The sequence below is a fragment of the Emticicia fontis genome, assembly GCF_054779675.1.
Window position 1 is genome coordinate 148,430 of the sequence record NZ_BAAGXU010000037.1, and the last position, 20,088, is coordinate 168,517.

At 35.7% G+C, this 20,088-nt stretch carries 16 protein-coding genes; 2 read left to right on the forward strand and 14 right to left on the reverse strand.

What is annotated here, in order from left to right; all coding sequences use genetic code 11:
- Positions 1-31 precede the first annotated feature (31 nt).
- The 5 genes from ACYVFA_RS16440 to ACYVFA_RS16460 all read right to left on the reverse strand — a co-directional run bounded on the left by ACYVFA_RS16440 (position 32) and on the right by ACYVFA_RS16460 (position 5,671).
- Positions 32-3,028, reverse strand: coding sequence for a DEAD/DEAH box helicase (locus ACYVFA_RS16440; protein ID WP_460472936.1), 2,997 nt, complete (start codon positions 3,026-3,028; stop codon positions 32-34).
- Between the two features lie 27 nt (positions 3,029-3,055).
- The gene (locus tag ACYVFA_RS16445) at positions 3,056-3,577 is read right to left on the reverse strand and encodes a hypothetical protein (RefSeq protein ID WP_460472937.1); all 522 of its coding nucleotides are present in this window, start codon (positions 3,575-3,577) and stop codon (positions 3,056-3,058) included.
- Entirely contained in the window at positions 3,565-4,590 is a 1,026-nt protein-coding gene (locus tag ACYVFA_RS16450; protein WP_460472938.1) for an adenylate/guanylate cyclase domain-containing protein, read from the reverse strand. The genes ACYVFA_RS16445 and ACYVFA_RS16450 overlap by 13 nt, the downstream gene beginning before the upstream one ends.
- Before the next feature lie 10 nt (positions 4,591-4,600).
- The gene (locus tag ACYVFA_RS16455) at positions 4,601-5,356 is read right to left on the reverse strand and encodes a nucleotidyl cyclase domain-containing protein (RefSeq protein ID WP_460472939.1); all 756 of its coding nucleotides are present in this window, start codon (positions 5,354-5,356) and stop codon (positions 4,601-4,603) included.
- A gap of 69 nt (positions 5,357-5,425) precedes the next feature.
- Positions 5,426-5,671 (reverse strand): hypothetical protein, encoded by a 246-nt coding sequence (locus ACYVFA_RS16460; RefSeq protein ID WP_460472940.1) that lies wholly within the window; start codon positions 5,669-5,671, stop codon positions 5,426-5,428.
- Between the two features lie 170 nt (positions 5,672-5,841).
- On the opposite strand from ACYVFA_RS16460, the gene ACYVFA_RS16465 reads away from it, so the two are divergent.
- The gene (locus tag ACYVFA_RS16465; protein WP_460472941.1) at positions 5,842-6,168 is read left to right on the forward strand and encodes a hypothetical protein; all 327 of its coding nucleotides are present in this window, start codon (positions 5,842-5,844) and stop codon (positions 6,166-6,168) included.
- 169 nt (positions 6,169-6,337) lie between these two features.
- Positions 6,338-6,769 carry a helix-turn-helix domain-containing protein gene (locus ACYVFA_RS16470; RefSeq protein ID WP_460472942.1) on the forward strand — a complete coding sequence of 144 codons (432 nt, stop codon included), beginning with the start codon at positions 6,338-6,340 and terminating at the stop codon, positions 6,767-6,769.
- Between the two features lie 270 nt (positions 6,770-7,039).
- Here the strand turns inward: ACYVFA_RS16470 and ACYVFA_RS16475 are convergent, their stop codons facing one another.
- The 9 genes from ACYVFA_RS16475 to ACYVFA_RS16515 all read right to left on the reverse strand — a co-directional run bounded on the left by ACYVFA_RS16475 (position 7,040) and on the right by ACYVFA_RS16515 (position 19,984).
- Positions 7,040-7,300 (reverse strand): hypothetical protein, encoded by a 261-nt coding sequence (locus tag ACYVFA_RS16475; protein ID WP_460472943.1) that lies wholly within the window; start codon positions 7,298-7,300, stop codon positions 7,040-7,042.
- 1 nt (position 7,301) lies between these two features.
- On the reverse strand, positions 7,302-8,531 hold the full coding sequence (locus ACYVFA_RS16480; RefSeq protein WP_460472944.1) for a type II toxin-antitoxin system HipA family toxin: 1,230 nt from the start codon (positions 8,529-8,531) through the stop codon (positions 7,302-7,304).
- Positions 8,528-8,836 carry a helix-turn-helix domain-containing protein gene (locus ACYVFA_RS16485; RefSeq protein WP_460472945.1) on the reverse strand — a complete coding sequence of 103 codons (309 nt, stop codon included), beginning with the start codon at positions 8,834-8,836 and terminating at the stop codon, positions 8,528-8,530. The genes ACYVFA_RS16480 and ACYVFA_RS16485 overlap by 4 nt, the downstream gene beginning before the upstream one ends.
- Positions 8,837-9,135: 299 nt before the next feature.
- On the reverse strand, positions 9,136-9,864 hold the full coding sequence (locus ACYVFA_RS16490) for a M48 family metallopeptidase (protein ID WP_460472946.1): 729 nt from the start codon (positions 9,862-9,864) through the stop codon (positions 9,136-9,138).
- Between the two features lie 2 nt (positions 9,865-9,866).
- Entirely contained in the window at positions 9,867-12,983 is a 3,117-nt protein-coding gene (locus ACYVFA_RS16495; RefSeq protein ID WP_460472947.1) for a type I restriction endonuclease subunit R, read from the reverse strand.
- Positions 12,980-14,911 carry a DUF262 domain-containing protein gene (locus ACYVFA_RS16500; protein ID WP_460472948.1) on the reverse strand — a complete coding sequence of 644 codons (1,932 nt, stop codon included), beginning with the start codon at positions 14,909-14,911 and terminating at the stop codon, positions 12,980-12,982. The genes ACYVFA_RS16495 and ACYVFA_RS16500 overlap by 4 nt, the downstream gene beginning before the upstream one ends.
- Positions 14,911-16,395, reverse strand: a complete 1,485-nt coding sequence (locus tag ACYVFA_RS16505) for a DUF262 domain-containing protein (RefSeq protein ID WP_460472949.1) — start codon at positions 16,393-16,395, stop codon at positions 14,911-14,913. The genes ACYVFA_RS16500 and ACYVFA_RS16505 overlap by 1 nt, the downstream gene beginning before the upstream one ends.
- Positions 16,392-17,549, reverse strand: a complete 1,158-nt coding sequence (locus tag ACYVFA_RS16510; protein WP_460472950.1) for a restriction endonuclease subunit S domain-containing protein — start codon at positions 17,547-17,549, stop codon at positions 16,392-16,394. The genes ACYVFA_RS16505 and ACYVFA_RS16510 overlap by 4 nt, the downstream gene beginning before the upstream one ends.
- The gene (locus tag ACYVFA_RS16515; protein WP_460472951.1) at positions 17,540-19,984 is read right to left on the reverse strand and encodes an N-6 DNA methylase; all 2,445 of its coding nucleotides are present in this window, start codon (positions 19,982-19,984) and stop codon (positions 17,540-17,542) included. The genes ACYVFA_RS16510 and ACYVFA_RS16515 overlap by 10 nt, the downstream gene beginning before the upstream one ends.
- Positions 19,985-20,088: the final 104 nt, after the last annotated feature.

Genomic DNA, 20,088 nt, shown 5'->3' on the forward strand with positions numbered 1-20,088 from the left:
CAGTATAACATATTAATTACTACGTGAATTTTCATCTCTGCCTATATTGTTCAACACTTGATAAACCTATTATTTCTTGAAGCTGTTCCTGTGATAGATTTAAAACATCTTCAACTATTAAGTGGCCAGTTTTATAAAGGGCAATGTATTGACCTCGTGTTAATTGAATTGGTAGCTTTAACAAACCCAGAGCCGATGATGGTAATCCATACTCTATTCTTATCAGTAATTCATCAAGAGCTATTAGAAAATCAGACCGATCTGGAAATAATGCAGCTAATATCTGATGTGCTGATCTCAAATGAAATCTGACACCTTCTGTAATTTTATTAATATCCCCGTATGAAATTGCTCCTTGAAATATATTAGTTGTGTATTGACTTTCTATAACATCAACGGGCATACCTTCTATCCAATCCCAAATGATTGAAGCACGTTTACAACGCTGCCAAACACAGAATTCATCCGGCACATATCGCTGAATTAAAGAGAGCATATTTGTGCCATAACGAGTGGCAAAGTCACTCAATCTTACACTTTCTGAGCGACCTCTTTTCATTATTGGTGTATATATTGCGTCCGACTCTGATAGCACTTGTAAAATAGCAATTATATGTTTTGGTAAAATCGTATCAATATTTAATTGGCCCATTAATTCCACAAGTCGAAGCGACGAATCAAAACTCAAAGACGAAGTCGCACACGCACGTCCTAATAAAGTTAAGTGCAACACTTCTCCTTCAAGATTAGCAAGGTTAGAATTTAACATCCGGCTAATTAATTGTTTGATGGAACTTTCAATCAACTTAATCCATTCCGGATTTCTAAGAGATGCGGAATAACCTCCGAATGTATTTATTAATAAGCTGGGAATATCAGAACGGCGTACCCCTTTTAAATGAGAAAGTAACCGTAATACCCATGTTGACAAATCATTTATATTAAAGGAGGAATTAATATCTTCTGGAACTCCCATCACATATTTCTGAAAGAGTTGGGCTCTCTCAATAGGAGTATCTGCTAAAATAATTGCTTTTCCAATTTCATTGTAACCTAATCTCCCTGCTCGTCCCGCCATATTTTTATATTCGGCTACAGTAAAAGATCGTCCATCATCCCCCATGAATTCGTTTTCTGCTAAAATCACTGTTGACGCTGGTGTATTAATTCCAGCTGCTAAGGTTGTAGTAGCTGCCAATGCATGGATACCACCTTGTGGATTTCTAAACCCCTTTTCAACAGCTTCTCTTTCGAGGCGAAGCAGATTTGTATTATGAAATGCTGTCCCACCTTTTAAAGCTTCACGTAAATCAGAGGAAGTATTAGTAAGGTCATGATTTGGCAATTCATCTAACACTTGATTCGCCGGAGGAAGGTTTAACTCTTGGGATAAGTATTTGGCGCACCCTTGGGCAGGCCCTCTCATATTTCTAAATACAATTATTTTTTCAGAATTTGAAATTAATTTTTTTACCAAAGGTACAATTACGTCTTGAGAACTTGCTTTCTCTTTTCTTTGAACAATTTTATTTGATTCTAAAAACACTTCTTGTTTGGTTGTACCATCTGAATCTAAATATTGAAAAGTTCCACGTCTATCTAATACTCCTTCTACTAAAGGGACTGGACGTTCATGTGAGATTAATGTCGGTAGGTTTAGCCAACGGTCAAAGCCATTCAAATTGCCAATAACAGCTGATAAAACTAACAGTTGAGGATTAATGCTGCTTTGTCTTGACCTAAGTAACAAGGAATATATTAATTCAACTGTCATGCCACGATTAGGGTCAGTAATAAACTGCCCTTCGTCTACGATTATTGTCCCGAGCTGACTTAAGAGCTTTTGAGAATTGAGGGCCATATTCAGGAATGTTTCATAGGTAAAAAAACCTATATCATATCTACCCGCTAATGCCGGTGCAATTCCATCAGATGAGTCTCCGCTGCATCTTACTATTCTGATACCGGATGGACCATATAACTCTGTAAATTGTTCGAATTTTTCATTTACCAATGCGCGATAAGGCAATAGAAAAGCAGCTTTCCTAGATTTTTGAACCGACTGAATTGCTGCCAATTCTCCTATCATTGTTTTTCCTGAGCTGGTAGGAGCAACGACTAGTAAAGAATTACCTTTCAAGATACCATGGTCGTTTACAGCTTTAAGTTGTAATGAATTTAAGCCATTGGGATATTTTTTTGACCATTCAGAGATGATATCAGGCTCAATCCCACATGATTCTAGTTCTTCAAATCGACCTTCAATTTTCTGTTCTGGCATTCCAGGGAAAGCAGCAATAAAGTTCTCACCACGCTGCAATGTTGGAAAAGTCAGACCCCCTTGAATACTACCTAGAAAAACTGGAGTTTGAGTTACACCAATCTTTTCGCCTTCAATTCTTGCATGCCTGATAATTTCACCTCCTATATCTGGAAATTGTATAGTTCTACCAGCTTCGCCTTGTAAAGCTTGGATAACGGCAAACGTTAGTAAACCATGACTCGTACCAGGCTGTTCCCACGCAACTTCATCAGCAGCACAAGCAGATAATAAAATGCGGCCCTCTCCATAAATATCAGAAAACACGAATGGGTTTCTTGATCGGGCATTGATTTCAAGAACACGTGCAGGAGCATGGCCGCTAAAACAACAATCAAGAATGAAAAGAACCACTTTCGCTTGTGTTTTCTTAAATGCTTCTGCAATGGTCACCATTGGTATGGTTGTTCCTGCCAAATTACTAACTAATGTATCATACATTACAAGACTTCCGTCAGGAGAGCCGTGCCCAGCAAAAGATAAAATTATAATATCTTCATTAGTTGCTGTTTCTAATGTACCAATAATGGCTTGTTGAACTTTCGAATAAGTCGCATTTTGATCAGTTAACAATCTTGCAGATAGTCCGCTTAAACTATCTGTAAATAATGCCCAAAGAGCAGTTGCATCACGTGTTGCACCATTTAATTCAGATATCTTCTCATCCTGATACTTATTAATACCTACGAAAACAGCTTTTATATTCATGGCTTTTCCTTATAATCGTATTGATTTTTAGCGTACAAATATTAGTAACAAAATAAATGAAAGAACTCCACTCCACGTAACAAAGCCTGCGACAGAGAAAAACCGAAATTTAGTATTTGTTATACGAGCATTGTTAATAATTTGTCTGGCCAAATTTATATCAAATTTTGTGCAGGTTTCTGTGGTACCACATTTATTGGCTATAAGTTCAAGCAATTGGTTCTGATTTAGTATGTGTAAATCCTTAAAATACAAAATATTCAAACTTTCTTTTTTTGTCTGAAAATCTGCATCGGTAATACAATCAACTTTGGAACTAAATACAGGTATGAACGAGTATAAAGATAATAGAATTGATAAAGAAAAAATTATTACAATAAATATTCCTAACTCTTTATATTGAGTAGATGCGCCCCACAACTGCAATACACCAAATATAGCTGCTGTATTAAATGTAATCAGTGCTCCATGTTTTGCCTCAGCAAATTTTAGCCAATCATTTATATTGGAGAAAATATATTTAAGTTCTGTTTTTACTATGCCTTCCATATGATACCACCTCCATATATTTTATTGTGATAATCTTTAGTTTTTATATTTTGCTCAGAAAGGAAATTTTGCGTAAGTAATTGGCTGTCAGGATATAATTTTTTATATTCTGTATAAACTTTTTCAGTTATCAAAATCGCAGGATTCATATGGTGAGTTTCAACATGTGAAAAAGCCAGCACTTTTTTTTCATAGAATTCATTAAGAACTAAATCTCCTTTCTCATTAATTCTCGATTTTTTTATGAAAATTTCCAAATCTACGGTCTTTTCTGCAATTACTTTTTTGAAAGTAAGTTTAGGATTCGGCTTAGATTGACCCAAACCTACAACAGGCAGACCTGATTGAAGAGATAGATAGGATTTCTGATTTTCGGGATAAAACTGAAAGGTTTCGTATGAGTACTTAACTTGTGTTGTAGTCATATCTTTATTAGCTATATCTGTCAATCTAGACGCTACATTTGCCGGATCGCCGACCCAGATAAGGTTTTTCGAAGAGGCTCTCTCTGCACCTTGCTTTTGAATACCGACTTTTATTACCCTCATATTACCGAAAGCAATCCCTATCCCACACTTAAAATCATTGAGTTGAAAATATTTGTTAATAAGTTTCCGGCAAATTGTATTAAGAGTAATGGCACATTCCATTGCATTTTTAAAGCAATTTTCTGGTTGAAATACAACCATAACGCGGTCACCAATTATATTTCTTACAGCGCCGTTGAAGTTATAGGCAGTGGTAGTAACTGATTTTGCAAAGGCAGAATAAAGTTTAGCCATTGAGTCTTTTCTATGCGTATTATTCAGAGCGACAGAATTCCTTATATCAATAAATAATACACACGTATCTATATTCTTGCCTTTTTTTATCTGACCTCTTTCAAATGTCAGATCGCAATCTTCATAGCTGGGCACTGACTGAGTATTTGAAGTTATTAACTCAAAGTTGCTACTTAAAATATCTCGTATATCATTTTCTACTTCATCTAATAATTGTTTTACTGTATTCATTCTAATTAAATTATATTTTTTCTAAACATTTTCTTTGATTATAGGTAACGCCCTTAAGTAGTGGAGTTATGCCTTTTAAGGCTGAGAGATACCAAGGCTGAGAATGGTATTTTGTGTTTGTGTAATTATAGTAATTTGTTGAATTGTAAAAATTGATTTTCTCATCTTCACAAATCGATTCCAGTCTATGTAACTCTGTTATCGGTTTACCAATAATAGTATACTCAGGATATTGTACTTGTTTATTACGATAGTACATTATTGTACCATCATGTATCGCAATTTTTGATTTAAATGGCCCACCTTTGGTTTTAGTAATGAGTTCTTTCGCACAGTCTTCAGCTTTTTGAAACAACTGGCTGCCAACAGCGCTTAAAAATGGCTGACCAAATAAACAAATAATTCCATCTCCAATAATCTTATCAATTTCACCACCATATTTATAAATCGTAGGTATTACCAAAGCATAGTATTGGTCAAGTAAATTTGCTAACTGTGCGTTAGTGTAGTGACCAAACCGGGTAGAAAAGCTACACATATCTATAAATAATAGAACCACATCTGTATTTACCTGATTATTTAAGTATGTATGATAAGAATTCCCAAGCTTTGTCTGAATTGCGCTTTTCAGTGCAGATTCACGTAGAAACTCTGTTCTATTTCCACGAATAATTTCGTCAAAATCAATATTCCTTTGCTGTTTTACGGACTCGTTAATGGTCGTATCAAATTCTCTATGTAGTTCCTGAATTAGTGCTAAGTTCATTTAAGAATATTTATTTTAATTTTTAAAATTTCCATTATTGTTCATGAGCGTCGATGATGGTTAATGAATTCATCTTTTTTTATCCGATTGCGATAGAACTGAACCCGCCAGCTTTTTTGTCTGGCTGCTGTATTTCATACTGCTAAGTGCTTTTGATGCCACACTTTCGATTTTTGCTCCTGTCTGATTCCCTGATTTGAATTGAGAAAGAGCAGAACCCGCCAAGCTTTTAGCAATATCGGATGATCCTGATTTTGATAATACCTTTGCCGCTAAAGAGGCTACGGAAGAAGATGATTGTTTTTTGTTTGCCATTTGTAATGGGATTTTTGGGACAACGAAGTTGTTATCATATATAGTAACAAAATATTTTTTCTAAAAAGTTCATATGCTCAAAAAAATATATTAATTTTGTTCAGGAATGCTACTGAACTCCTGTGAGCTCATTAGCTTTAGTTGAAATATAAACCACAAATAGGCTAATAATGAGCATATCTTTTGCAACGAGTGATACTAGAATTAAAGAAATAGACCTTCTTCTCGACCTTTATATCGGAATAAAGAAATTACAGGATTATAGCAGAGAGAAAAAAAGATTTAACGAAGTAAATCGATGTAAGGAAATAATTTCACTATTGTTTTCGTTATTAAATAGATTAACATCAATAAACAAGAATTCAAAACCTAAATGGTTTAAAGCAGCTAGAGTCATCGATAAAATAATTTCCGAGCTTGCCTATTTTCATCCAGATAGTAAGCGTGAAGGTTATGTGTTAATTTCTGATAATCTGGATAAATATAACTATCAATAGAAATAATTCTTTCTGTTTAATTTTTGTATGTATTACCTACTATCAATTTGATAGTTCACCTGGATAGGCTATGAACTCGCTTACCCAAAAATTTCTGCGAATAAACAAATAAGTGTGATAAATAAACTTTTATATCTATTTCATAGTATAAGAGTAAAATATAAAAAATATGAACGGCGAAAGAAACCTTATAAATATCGGTCCGACTTTGAAATCACTACGAGAAGAGCGAGGACTGACCATCAGAGAACTTGCTAGTTTAGCAGAAGTACCATATCCCTATTTATCGAATATTGAAAATAATAAAGCTAATCCAACATTAGATATATTAGATAGGATATGTTATAGTTTAAATGTAAAGATCAGTGAATTATTTCTAAAAAATGATTTAGAAAAACATGTGAGCAAAGAGAAAAGAAAACTATATAAAGATTTTAAGCCTCTTATAAGAAAGATAAATAATATTGCTCAAAAGCTTTATGGAGACGATAATGAAAATAATGATGACGATAACGATGATTTTAATGGTAAAGACAATAAAATCTCTCCAATTGCAGGTGGTGGCGTGACAGTCCCTAAACATAGTCAAGCGTTGAAGTAGCTTGTTTTATTGAATAGAATGAGACTTATAAAAAAAATACTTCTACAGAATATCTGATTTTAGATGATTTGCAAAAATGTGATGAATAAAAAAATTAAAAATAGAATGTTTTACATGATTGAAAAAACATTATTAGCATTCATTTTTTTGTTATTGTGTATCATCTAACGGCAAGTTAAAATAAAAGAGATAGTAACGAACCATCTCTTTTAAAACTCTCTATTCAACCTAACTAAAAGCTTACTTTCAGCATTTATCTACCTTATTTAGTCAAGATTTAAGTAAATCAGACTTAGAAGGATGGTTATAATGTCTTTTCCCTGTATTTTTATAGAATGCATTTGCAAAAGCTCCAAAAACGTGAGGGAATGTTGGTTCACCTAAATCAGCTGGGTATATGCCATTCTGAAAGAAGTGTACATTAATTGATGGATTGCGAATAGATTCAGATTTACGTTCATTGATAATCAGTGTTTCAGATACATTTTCGGTAATATCGCTAATAAAAGAGTGTAAATCAATACTTCCCAATTTAAGTTCTTCTAATATTACTCTCGATTAAATTTACATTCGTAGGGCTTACCCCATATTCTGTAGCTAATTTCTTCCATTGCCCTAATGCGTATTTGGTTTGAGCTATGATAAAGTCAATCAATTGTTTTGAAAGTTTGGCTTCAAGTCCTAACTTTATTAAGTGCTGCTCTTTTGGGTTTTTCCCCTCACCCATAACCATAGTGCTTTGCTCACCTCTGGGGCCACTGGAAAAGGTAAGGTCATAAGCAGGAGATAATTTCCACTGTCCGGTTTTATCCATCAGAAAACTGAAGTTTTTGGCGTGATCATCTCGGTTATGTGACAATACATTGAAAACAGCCAAACGGTACATCTTTTCTACTTCACGAATATCTTTGGTAAGTGCTCCCGTGAGAGTCAGTAAATCTTCGTAATCCAATGAAGGCATTCGATAATCACTGTGTAACAAGCCTGCGGCTGTGTGCATATGATATCGCTTTAATCCATCTCTATCGAAACGCTTGACGGCAAAATAACCAGCTCCCTTTTGTGAGGGGAATAAATGTACATCAGGCATATTCACGCCTGCTTCTTTCGCCATAATAGCGTAAACATATTCTATGACTCCAGCGTCTGTCCCATCTAGCGTATTAGGAAATTTGACAAGCCAGGGTTCAAACCCTTCTGCGAGATGTTTTACTCCGGGTGATATACTTTTGCGATTCTTATCAAGGCCGATAAGGGCTTTAGGCCTTGCTCCAGCAGATGAACCATTTAGACTCAAGAGTTCTTTTATAACTTCACCTGAACTGCCAGTAAGTACTTCTTCAGCTTTTTCGGCAAAATAATCCAGCTGAATTAAATCATGTATATTAGGCTGACTAAAGTCGGGTTCATAGACCAACGCTCCCATACCTTTTAATCCCACATAGGCCAAACGTTCAAGAGGTGTTATCTCTGATGACAGTACGCCTTGTGATTGCATATAGCGGTCAAATAATAAGCGTCCCCAACCATCAGGCAAACTGTCACTGAATACGCCTGCCAGGCCTTCAAAAGGTCGTGGCGCAAATGAAGAAACTCCCGATTTTAGAGGTAAACGTAGTGGAGAAATTTCAAGGTTCGATTGAAGGAAAGAATTGTGATACTCAAAATAGATAACCCCGTCACGAGCAGCTAAACGCCCGACAGGCAAAATCTCTTCACCAAAATCCAAACCTACTTTAATATCTGATACTGGTTTTTTCATTTCCGATGCCCTCGTTTACGTGTTGAACGATTGTCCTCCTTGAGCACATCATCAATCGAATTGAATAGCGGTTTATTTGGTTTTGTAGAGTCAATGATCTCCTCAAGTCCGCCAACTACTAAAAGAAGTTTGAGAAAGGATTCCAGAGAAATAGTCCCCTTCTGCTCAAATTTCCTTAAGGTTGGTAGAGCAACGCCTGAGCGTTCCGCTAATTCTTCCTGAGTTAACTCCATAAGCAAACGTCTCCTACGGATATTATCAGTAAGTTTTCTTTGGGCTTTAGAAGGAGTTATAAGTGATATCATGATGTTAGTTATGCCTGTAAAATTCTAATTTATAATACTATTATATTACAAATATAATTAAATTCAACTAAGTAACCTAGCATTTTTTGACACAGAAGAGTTCACAAGTTCAATCCTTGTTACGCCCATCATATTTTCCAATGACTTAATTAATCTAAATATTTTTATTCATAAGATTGAATTTTGCAGTGTACCAACTCGTGTACCAATAACCTCCCCATAATAGTTAGAATAGAATATTAAAAACAGGAGAAAATGAAAATGTTAGATCATAACGTAACTAAAGCCATTAATCCTACTCAATAAGTCCACTCCCCATGACTTACCGGAAAACGATTGAGTTCTTCTCTATAAAATTTCCATTGTGGCAGAAAACTATCTATCAATGCTAAAAAACGGTCATTATGGTAGCGTTCTAATAAATGTATCAGTTCATGCACCACAATATATTCTAAACAAATTACAGGTTTTTTCGCCAATTCAAGATTTATCCAGATTCGTTTTTGCTCAATATTGCAAGTTCCCCATTTGGTTTTCATTTGCTTTACCTGCCAATCGTTGACTGTGACCCCTATACGGCTTTGCCATTTATCAATAATAGGCTGAATGAGCTTTTTTAGTTCTGCCCGATACCACTCATTAATAATGTCTTGACGTTGCTCTGTAGTGCTATTGGGTCTTATATACAGGTCTATATAAGTTTTGGTCTTTATTACTACTTTGGATGGAGTGTCCTGTTCTGTTATTCGCAGCAGGTAGCGCTTGCCCTGAAAATAGTGGCTCTCTCTCTCCTTAAACTGGCGTGGGGTTTGTCGATCCTGGGCAACAAAATTGCGCTGGTTCTTTTTTATCCAGCTTAATTTTGAAATGGCAAAAAGTTTTACGCCCTCATCGTTTATGCGCATAGGTGCTGCAATACGCACTCTGCCCGTTGGTGGATATACCGCCAGGTGCATATGTTTGATGTTTTTACGAACCACATCAATAGATATGTCAGGTGTGATATTTAAAACGCTTGTTTCTTCCATTCTCACTTATACCCGTGTTGTTGTTTGATGATTTCAAAAATTTGGTCTAATTTTTCAGACTTCCCAAACTCTTCCAATACAGGCTTAACCACTTTATTCTTTAAATGTTTTTCTTTCGATAAAGTGCCTTCCCAATCATCATGTTTGCCTTCAATTATAGCGCTATCTAAGCCAAGCGTTAGCATTTCGTCCTTGTCTAAATTATCATACAATGCACGTTTGGCCTGGGTGTTTATGCTTGTGGGGTATTCCTTACTTGTTTCAGGCTTTTTTACTTTTATGGCTAAATCAACTATGCTTTTCAAATAGGCTTCATATTCTGTGGCTTCTTCATTTCTTAGCTGGATTAGCTCATTCAACAAAATGCTCATTTTCTCATAATAAATCGGGTTTGTCGGGCTTTCTTCAATTATTACTTTCCGCAAGTTATTTTCAATGGTTTCGGCCATTGCTTCTTTGTTCTTTTTAATGTTGTCGGGCAATTTATCTAAAGCACTTTCGCCATCTTTTACCAGAAGTTCTACCAGACTAAAATCATCAAAAGCCGAAACCTTTTGGCTTTCCTCTGCGCCTATGTAGCTATCAATTAGGTGCCGCATGGCAGGCTCATATTGTTTCAAATCCACCCAGTCGCCGCTGGCTAACTGTATTTCTTTGCGAACACTTTCAAAATGCTTCAAATCCTGTTTAATAGCTGCTGTTTCAGCAGGTTTATACCCTGCTTCCGGCATTTCGTCAGCAATATTGGCGTAGGCACGAATAAGCGAAATAACTGCCTTATATAAAGCTACGCGTTTAGGTTCGCTGTCTTTCAAGTCTTCTTTTATTTGCGGATTTCCACAGAAATAAGCAATGTAATCTTTTGTTTCTTTGGGTGGCAATACGGGTTCACATAAGGCTTTAATTGTTTCCCGGGCATCAGCCAGGCGTTCTTTGCCTTTGGTCAATCGGTCGCTTAGTAAGCCTTCCACGTCTTTCTTATCGTAATCCTCAAAGGCTTTTGATGTAAAATTGTTGTAGGCGTTTTCTAAGCTGCCAAACAAATCTTTATAGTCAATGATATACCCATAATCTTTGTCTTCTCCGTCCAGACGGTTTACCCGACAAATGGCCTGAAATAAGCCGTGGTCTCTCATGCTTTTGTCAATATAGAGATAGGTAGCACTTGGGGCATCAAATCCCGTTAATAGCTTATCAACTACTATCAGGAGTTTCATTTGGGCAGGTTCATCTATGAAACGCTTTTTTACTTCATCTTCAAAATCTTCGGGGGGTTTGCCTTTAAGCATTTTTTGATAAATCTCATACTGCATAATCTTTTCAGTATAATTTTCACCTTCGCCTTTAATATCGCTATGGGTAGGGGCAAATGAGGTTACGATGGCGCACCGTATAAAACCGCTATCCTGAAATAACTGATAATAGCGACAGGCGTTATAAATACTATCTGAAACCAGAATGGCGTTCCCTCTGCCATTTTGTAGTCGCTCCCGGGTCTCCATATCCAGCAGAATATCTGCGACAATTTTTTGCAGGCGGCCAACTGAACTGAAAACCTTTTTCATGGTTCCCCATTTTTGCTTCAATTCAGTTTTGGCAAAATCGGTTAACCCTTTTGTTTTGCTGTCAAACCAAGCATCAATTTTATCTAATGAGGTTATTTTTTGCTCAATATCTCTTGCTTCATATCGCAAGTCTAACACTACGCCATCTTTGACAGCCTCATCAAATTTGTAGGTGTGAATGTACTTACCAAAAATCTCAATGCTTTTTTGCTTATCGGCTTTCATAAGGGGAGTTCCGGTAAAACCAATAAATATGGCTTTTTCGCCTAATAGCTGCCGCATGGCTTTATTTAAGTCGCCGCTTTGGGTTCTGTGACATTCATCTACAAATACGTAGAAATCGCCTTTGGGTTTGAAATTCTTGGGTAGGCTATTCTTTAGTTCTTGTAAATAGTTATCATAATCGGAAGCACGGCCTTCTTCTTTGTTACCAAACTTATGAATGAGTGAACACAAAAGCCACGGCGATGTAGCATTTAATTTATCAATCAAATCGGCTCCGCTTTTGGTTCTTACTATCTGTTCATCAACTCCTTTGAAAACCTTTTCAATCTGTTTATCTAACTCATCACGGTCGGTTATGATTAAAACCCTTGCATTGGGATTATGCTCTCGTATCCATTTGGTGAGCCATACCATTGTTAAGCTCTTACCGCTGCCTTGTGTATGCCAGATGATACCGCCCTCTTTCTGACGGATACTTTCCTGCGCGGCTTTTAAGCCAAAGTATTGATTGGGACGGCAGAGCTTTTTTTGCCCTCTGTCATACACTACAAAATTATGCATGATTTCAATCAGGCGTTCTTTGCCTAGCATTTCAATGATATTCTTATCTAAAAGATTATCAGCTTTGTCAGCTTGCTCTCTGAGAGGTTTCGTAAGTTCTAAAAGATAGGTATCGTTTGGATTAAAATCTTCGTTTATTTCTTTCCATTTTAAATAGTACTTTTCCGAGGTATCAATGGCGGCATATCGCAAGCCTTCTACATTTTGTCCTGCCATTACCAGTTGAATAGTTGTGTAAAAAGGCTTGATAAAGAGATGTTTCTGGTTATCGTTATTCTGGCGGATACCTTCTGAAACCGATACTGTGCTACGTTTGAGTTCTAAAACGCCTATGGCAATGCCATTCACATAGATGACTATATCGGGGCGTTTATTGTATTGCCCTTTAATAGTTACTTCTTCGGCAATGGCAAAATCATTGTTGAGTGGGTTTTTCCAATCAATCAGATAAACGGTTTCTTTATTTTGTCCGGCTTCTTCTTTTACGTTGATACCATACCGGAGGGCAGCATATACGTTTTTGTTGGCCTGGTAAAGGTCATCGTTTGAATTGATGGTTACAATTTTTTTAAACTCAAACAGAGCTTTGGTGATGAGTGCCGGGTTATACCCTTGTTGGGTTAAATGTGCTTTTAGTAAAGTTTCATCAACATTACTGTTTCCTTCTACCTTTTCGAGATTACCCAGATAGCGGTAATTCAATTGTTGCTGAAACAAGGCAACAATTCGGTTTTGGGTGGCACGTTCTATTTGTCCGACTTTGCTCATATAGTAGTGCTTCTTAAATAAGTTTCTAAATATAATATCATGTCATCTTGATGTTGCTTGGCAATTGAATCACTCCAAGTATCATTAGCATAAATTAAATCCATTTTCAAACTATCTAATTTATCCTTATTGTTGTTTATAAATCGCTGCCGCTTTTCATTAAACGGCAAATTGCTGTATTCAGAATTGATACTACGCGAAACTAAAGACAAATTACCAAAATGATTAAGCATTAATTCTGAAACAGTATTTGTGTCTGTATCTTTTTGGGTTTGTGGCGAAATATGCTCTACCGAATTTTTAGCAGTGAATTTAAAATTTTTCCATCGCTCACCTTTATTGTCTTTTAGTTTATCCCATAATACAAATTCCAATTTGTAAAACCAGTAATGTGGAAAGCTTGTTCCTTCTGGTTGTGTCAATAATGAAATGTCATAGGTAGAGGTGTAATCGAATTGTTCTAAGAACTTTCGGGTTCTTACAATTAAACTTTCTGCATCTGCTGAACACAACAAATGATTGTCTAAGTGCTTTAAATAATTAAAACTATCTTGACCTTTGTTTTCTACTAAAAATTTCAAATATGGTGTAAGCCAATAATGTGTTGTGATTTGTTGAGAATGATACAGAAGACTTTGCAATAATGCTTCTCCTTCATTAGCTTCTGGCTGCCTTCTTCTTAAATAGAAATTATTTTCACTTTTATACTTTTCCAACTTACAAATAAGATGTGTGTCTCCATCTTCTAACCGAACCCATTTAATAATATGCTTATCAAATACATATCTCACTTTCCAGAGCAGTGCTATAAAATAGGCAATGTCTGTTTTTAATTGTTCCTCATCTTTGTCTTTAGTAAGAAAATGTTGCTCGAAAATGTTCAGTAGTTCTCTATCTGATATTTTTGGAATGTCAGTCTTTTTATGTTGTGCTAAAAATATTCGAAGCGTATGCTGTAACAACATTGGAAATGAAATGATGCTTCTTACTTCATCTGCTTCATAAACTTCTTCTTCAGTATTTTTATCGTCTTCAAGTTTAATATTGTCATTTGATAAAATGGTTTCTAGATTCAATACTCCAAAATCTTCAATTTGACGTTCAGTTAAGGCTCCTAATATATTTGAGGCAAGGCTTAGTTTCTCCTCTCCTGTTTTTGCAATTTCGTTATCATATAGGTCTTGTATTCTTACTTTAGCTATTTCTTTTATATTTTTTTCTACATAACTTTCCATAAACGAACAAGCATCCCAAATATAACTATACTTCAGCCTGTCTTCAGGATTCAGTTTGTTTAGTAATTGTGCCTTTAGGATTTCGTGGTGTTGCAACTGGACGCCTCTATTATTAATTATTTCAAATAATTTATTAAGGTCTGTTGCTCTAGGAACTTCAGTAAAAATCAATTGTACTTTTTCGTATATAAATTGAGCAAATTTACTGCTTTTTCCTGCTTCCTCTTTTTCTAATTCCTTTTTAAAAGTATCTATATATGCTAAAGCATTCTCTATATTAGTGTTGGCCTTACCATTTTTGAAACCCAAAATATATTGCTTAAAATACCTATATATATCTTCACGAATAGCAAAATGAACTCTGTGACGATTTCTTTCTAATTCTTTTCTCTCTATAAATGGGGTTAAGCTTTTTTGAAATATGACACTAATCATCCAAAGTGTAGTAAATCTCTGTTGTCCATCAATTAAGTCATATACTATACCATTGGAGATTTGCTCGTTTTCTACTACCAGTACACCCCCTAAATAAAATATTTCTTTCTCATTAAAATGGGCGGTTTTAATGTCTTCAAGTAGGGTTTTTATTTGACTCTCTTCCCAAACATATAAACGCTGATAAATAGGTATACTGAAAAAGAAATTTTTATTCACAACATCTTGCAATGATATTAAAGTAGATTGTATAGTCACTATAATTTGCTATTTAATAGGTTTTTGGTTATCCAGTTGGCTTTACCAGAAAGATTTGTTTTGTTATAGTATTTCAGTACACTATTTTTATATACACCTCTTACTCCACTATCTGGTAATTCAGAACGGGCGTATATTTTTGTTATTTCCAGATTTTGGCCTGCATATTTTAAGTCGCTTAAAAAAGCTATTACTTCATCAGGACGGAAAGATTGACTAATGACATCGAAAATATTATTGTCGGTTTCCTTTAAAAATTTAATCGTAGTTTCTTTAAAAATATAATACTTATCTAACCGTAATGCTCCCAAAACGTGGTCAAACCAAAGCGTAAACTCTAGCAAACGATTAGTACTGAATTTATCGAAATACATGACTATTGCCAGTAAGTACAGTTCTTTTAAATAAAGCGAAATATGTTTTAACACTTGGTCATAAAATGCTCTAACTGCTTTTATTTCAGTATTAGTATTATCTTGATTGAAGAAAAGAATTTTAACTAAATCGGCATATTTTTCGGCAAATAGAAAAAAACCTAAACCTTTGCTTATAGGTTGCCTAAATGTGAATGGCAGGTAAGCACTTGTACTGCTCATTTCTACAGCAGCAGGATATAAAGTAAATTGATGTTGCGATTTTAACTGTAAGGCTGTTGCCAATGCATTATTGGTATTAGGATACAATGGCACAATGTCAGGCTTTGTATGTTCAATTGTTTTCTTTTGAAATTCGTTGAGTATATCTTCGTCTCTTTCTCTGTAAATTACTTTTTGCCCATTCCAACAACGACTACGCCATATAAATTGATGAAAAAGCTCGGCTATGAAATCTTTTTTTTGACCAAACAAGGTTTTACTGCCTTGTATTTTCTCCCATCGGGTTGCACAATCGGTTTGGATGTTTATGTATTCGGCACTGCCGATGGCTCGTAAATGATAAGCTTTTAATAAATCTGTGGGGTTCAGTTTTACTCCTCTGTTGTTTTGCGTATCGAAGAACGTGAAAGCTAAATCTTCAGATAGAGTAGTAATAAAAGTGAATTTTAAATTATTAAATAAGAATTCTATTTTGGTCTGCCATTCTATTTTAATTTCCTGAAAAAGTGTTTTGGCAGTAAGAATATTTTTAGCTGAAATAGGTGAACGATATTCTAAAGCCATTTTACCATTAGATAATAAATTTCCGTGCAACACATAGTATAAAGTACATAGCGTGGTAAGCCTTTGTTGTCCGTCAATAATAAATAGTTTTTGTTTTTCGTCGTGCTGATGCAATAGAATGTTGCCCATATAGTAGGACAAATCATTAGGCTTTTCTAAATACTCCTGTAAATCTTTGATTAATTCCTGTATTTTGCTTTTCCCCCATACATACGGACGCTGATAACTATCAATGCCAACAGGATAAGTGGCAGTTTGAGTAAAAAACTCGTTGAAGCTTAATACCTGTACATCTACGTTTTGTATGTTGGTTGCTGCACTCATACCAATCTTATTTTACCAGTTAAAAGGTTTTGCATCATTCCCAGTTTTACCTTTCTGTATTTCTCTAATTTGGCTTCTAAGCCAGTTATTTCATTATCCATATCAGAGAGGATAGTGGCGATGCGGGTTTGTTCCTCAAAGCTTGGAAATCCTTTTTCAATCTTTTCAATAGTCTTTGCATTTAAGCTCGGAACTCCTGACGCTTCATTGTAAGAATACCAATCTATCAAGTTGAAAATGTAGTAAATAAATTTCGCATCGTAACCTTTGAATATTTCAGTATAAAACAATGTATCAACAGTCCAAAAGGGTGTTTGCATAAATTGTGGTTTATCAATCGTTCCTTTTCTTCCAATTAATACAGATGGCTTGTCGTACAAGAATTTACTGCTTAAAGCCATAAGCCCACCAGTTCCTAAAATAGGGTAATTACCATTTTCAGATTGAAATTCTTTTTGGTCTTTTCCGTGTTTTACTTTAAGAATTTCCCCCAACTTTTTTACTTCCCAACCCTCTTTTGGTTTCAGAAGTTTTTGCATTGCCCCTTGCTTAATGTTGCGTTTTTTGGTAATGAGTTTTTCTAAACTATTTATCAAGGCATCAGTGTCGGATAGAATTTTAGCTATGGCTTTTTGTTCTTGAATAGGCGGGTAAGGTATATTAAATTTTGCCAAATCAAGACAACTTATTACAGGCTGTGCTCCTTCTTTTTGAGCATCCAATATTTGTTTTATACCAAGTGGACTTATAAGACAACACAAAATGTATTCTTTTGCGGCCTTTGTTTTATCAATTGCAATTCTAGCGGTACTCCTTGAAACAATCGCTTTATCAAGCCAACTTGGTGTAATTACCACTTGACCGATTCCAGCACCTACAACAGTCATTATTAAATCATCTTTGTTTAACCTAGCATTTTTATATTGATTTTCTAATACTACATCTACTCTATGCATCTCATCTGAATTACTCCACCCTTTTGAATAATCTTGACTCCTAAGCATTAGGCAACCATTTGGCTCGAATTTCCCTGGCTGAACTATTCCATATCTAATACTTCTATTAGGCTCAATAATATCAAATAGTTTTATTACCTCCCAATCACTAGGAATAACGCCAATTTCCGTATTTTTATAACCTTTGCTTAGTTCCATGCGAATCCCATTTTTTGAAGGTGAGCATTTACTTTTTCTTCTAATTCAGTTATTTCAGCAACCTGTTTTGGTAGTGGTGTTTCGTAGCGTTCGGCTAATTCTTTTATCCTCTGAGTAAGACGTTGGCTGATGCGTTCCATTTCAGTTTTTACACTGCGCTCTATACTTGCCATCCATTTATCATCTACTACCAATTGTTTTATTTCGCTCTCGGTCAATGTTTTGTAGCGTTCAATTACCTTAATATCTAAAGCGGTTGTGGCTTCCTTTATTTTTTTATTCAGGTCAGCCTGGTCATCAACGAGCTTAATATAGGATTTTAATACTTTCACTTCTTCGGCATTGTCTGCCCTGAACATAGGATTATCAATCGTTTTTAGTCGCTTTTGTATGTTAGCTTTGTTTACTTTGTCCAATTCAGCAAAGAAACCATCTTCTGTATTGTGTTCTTCTTCCAGTTCGCTTAGTTGCGTGGCAATGGCTTCTTTATCAGCTTCTAATTGCTCAATGGCTTTTTTCTCGTGTAAGAAATAGCGGTCAATCACCAAAGTTTTGGGTACAAGGTCACAATCCCAGAATGTCGCCGATTTGGTTTGTCTGATAATACTTAGTTCGGCTTTCCATCCATCTGCGGCTATTAGATAACAATCATCTTGCATTACCTTATGCCAATAATTCATCAAATGCTGATATACATCATATTTATCAATCAGGGCTTTATCCGTGTAGGTCGTCAGCACATCTTCCGAAATACGTGCAATAGTTTCTTTGGGTTTAACGCCAATGATTAAAGCTTTTAGTAGCTTGGTATTTCGGGTTTTCCAGTCGGTAAACAAAGCGTCCATTTCCTCACTAAAACTTACAAATTCAGGGTGATTAAAAATGCTTTGCTTGATCTGCTCTTTGCTGAGTTTTAGCTGGCTGTAATTAGGTCTGCTGCTTGCGGCAAACAATTCTGCTTTCAAAGTCTTGTACACTTCCCAATATTGATTTAACGCTTCAATATCAGCATTCGGAATACCGCCTAATAGATGCGCTTCTATGTCCTGTATATCTTCCGCTTCCTGACTATCAATGTACCGAGGAATATTCAGGTTGAAATCATTTTTTGGGTCGCTGATTTCTTCTATACTTACCAAACGGCTGAACTTCGGTAGTTCCGTTTGCTTGTTAAAAATATCCACAATTTTATGAATATCCTGCTCACGCAAACGGTTCTTGTTTCCGTCTTTCATATAGCCCTTGCTGGCATCTATCATAAAGATATGCTTGCGTTCTTCAGCCCCTTCTTTGTCCAATACAATAATACAAGCCGGAATACCAGTGCCATAAAATAAGTTGGCAGGTAAACCGATAATGCCCTTAATGTATCCTCTTTCGATTAAGCTCTTACGAATCTCGGCTTCAGCATTACCCCTAAACAAGACACCGTGCGGCAGAATACAAGCCCCTTTACCAGTGCTTTTTAATGATTTCAGAATATGCAACAGAAAGGCATAATCTCCGTTTTTATCTGGAGGCGTTTTATAGACTGCTTTATTGGCTTTTTTGCTTTCAATCTCATCTTTTTCAAAACGTCCATAAAGATCGTCTTGTGGATTAAAACCCGTAGCCCAGTTTTTAGAAGAAAAAGGAGGATTAGCTACTACAAAATCAAAAGTTTTCAGATAGCCATTATTATCTTTAAAAAACGGGTCTGAAAGCGTACTTTGTCCTCTATGGATTTGGATGGCTTCCTGTCCGTGCAAAATCATATTCATACGAGCCAGGGCGGCAGTTGCCACGTCTTTCTCCTGCCCGTAAATAGTTCCTTTCCCATCGGCCTCATCTACTGCTTTTAAAAGCAACGAACCCGATCCGCAAGTAGGGTCATAGAAAGTAGTTTTATTGGTAGCATGGTGAATGTTCAGCACTTTTGCCATTACCCGGCTTACCTCACTTGGCGTATAGAATTGACCTTTGCTTTTGCCGCTTTCAGTGGCAAAGTTTTTCATCAGGTATTCAAAAGCATCACCTAAAATATCATCACCTGCCGCACGGTTTTTACTAAAATCAAGGGCGGGGTTTTCAAAAATAGTAATAAGATTGGTGAGCCTATCCACCATTTCTTTGCCTTTGCCTAATTTATCGTCATCGGCAAAATCGGCCACATCAATCACGCCTTTTAAATCATTTGCACCTGCTAAAACACCAATAATAATATTAATCTGGTTGCCAATATCTTTCGTGCCTTTTAAGGCTTGCATATCTTTGAAACTACCACCTTCGGGTACTTCAATAATGGCATCAGTATCATCTGCGTATTTATCAGACACATATTTTACGAACAACAAAACCAATATATAGTCCTTATATTGACTTGGATCCATTCCACCTCTTAGCTCATCACAACTTGCCCAAAGAGAACTGTATAACTCGGATTTCTTAATTGCCATTTTTCCCTCTCTTAATTTCTATGTTTTTTTTGATGATTAATAAAATAGATTAACTCTCTGCTAAGGTGCATTTCAACTAACAAAAAAGCCCTTTGGCTGGGCTT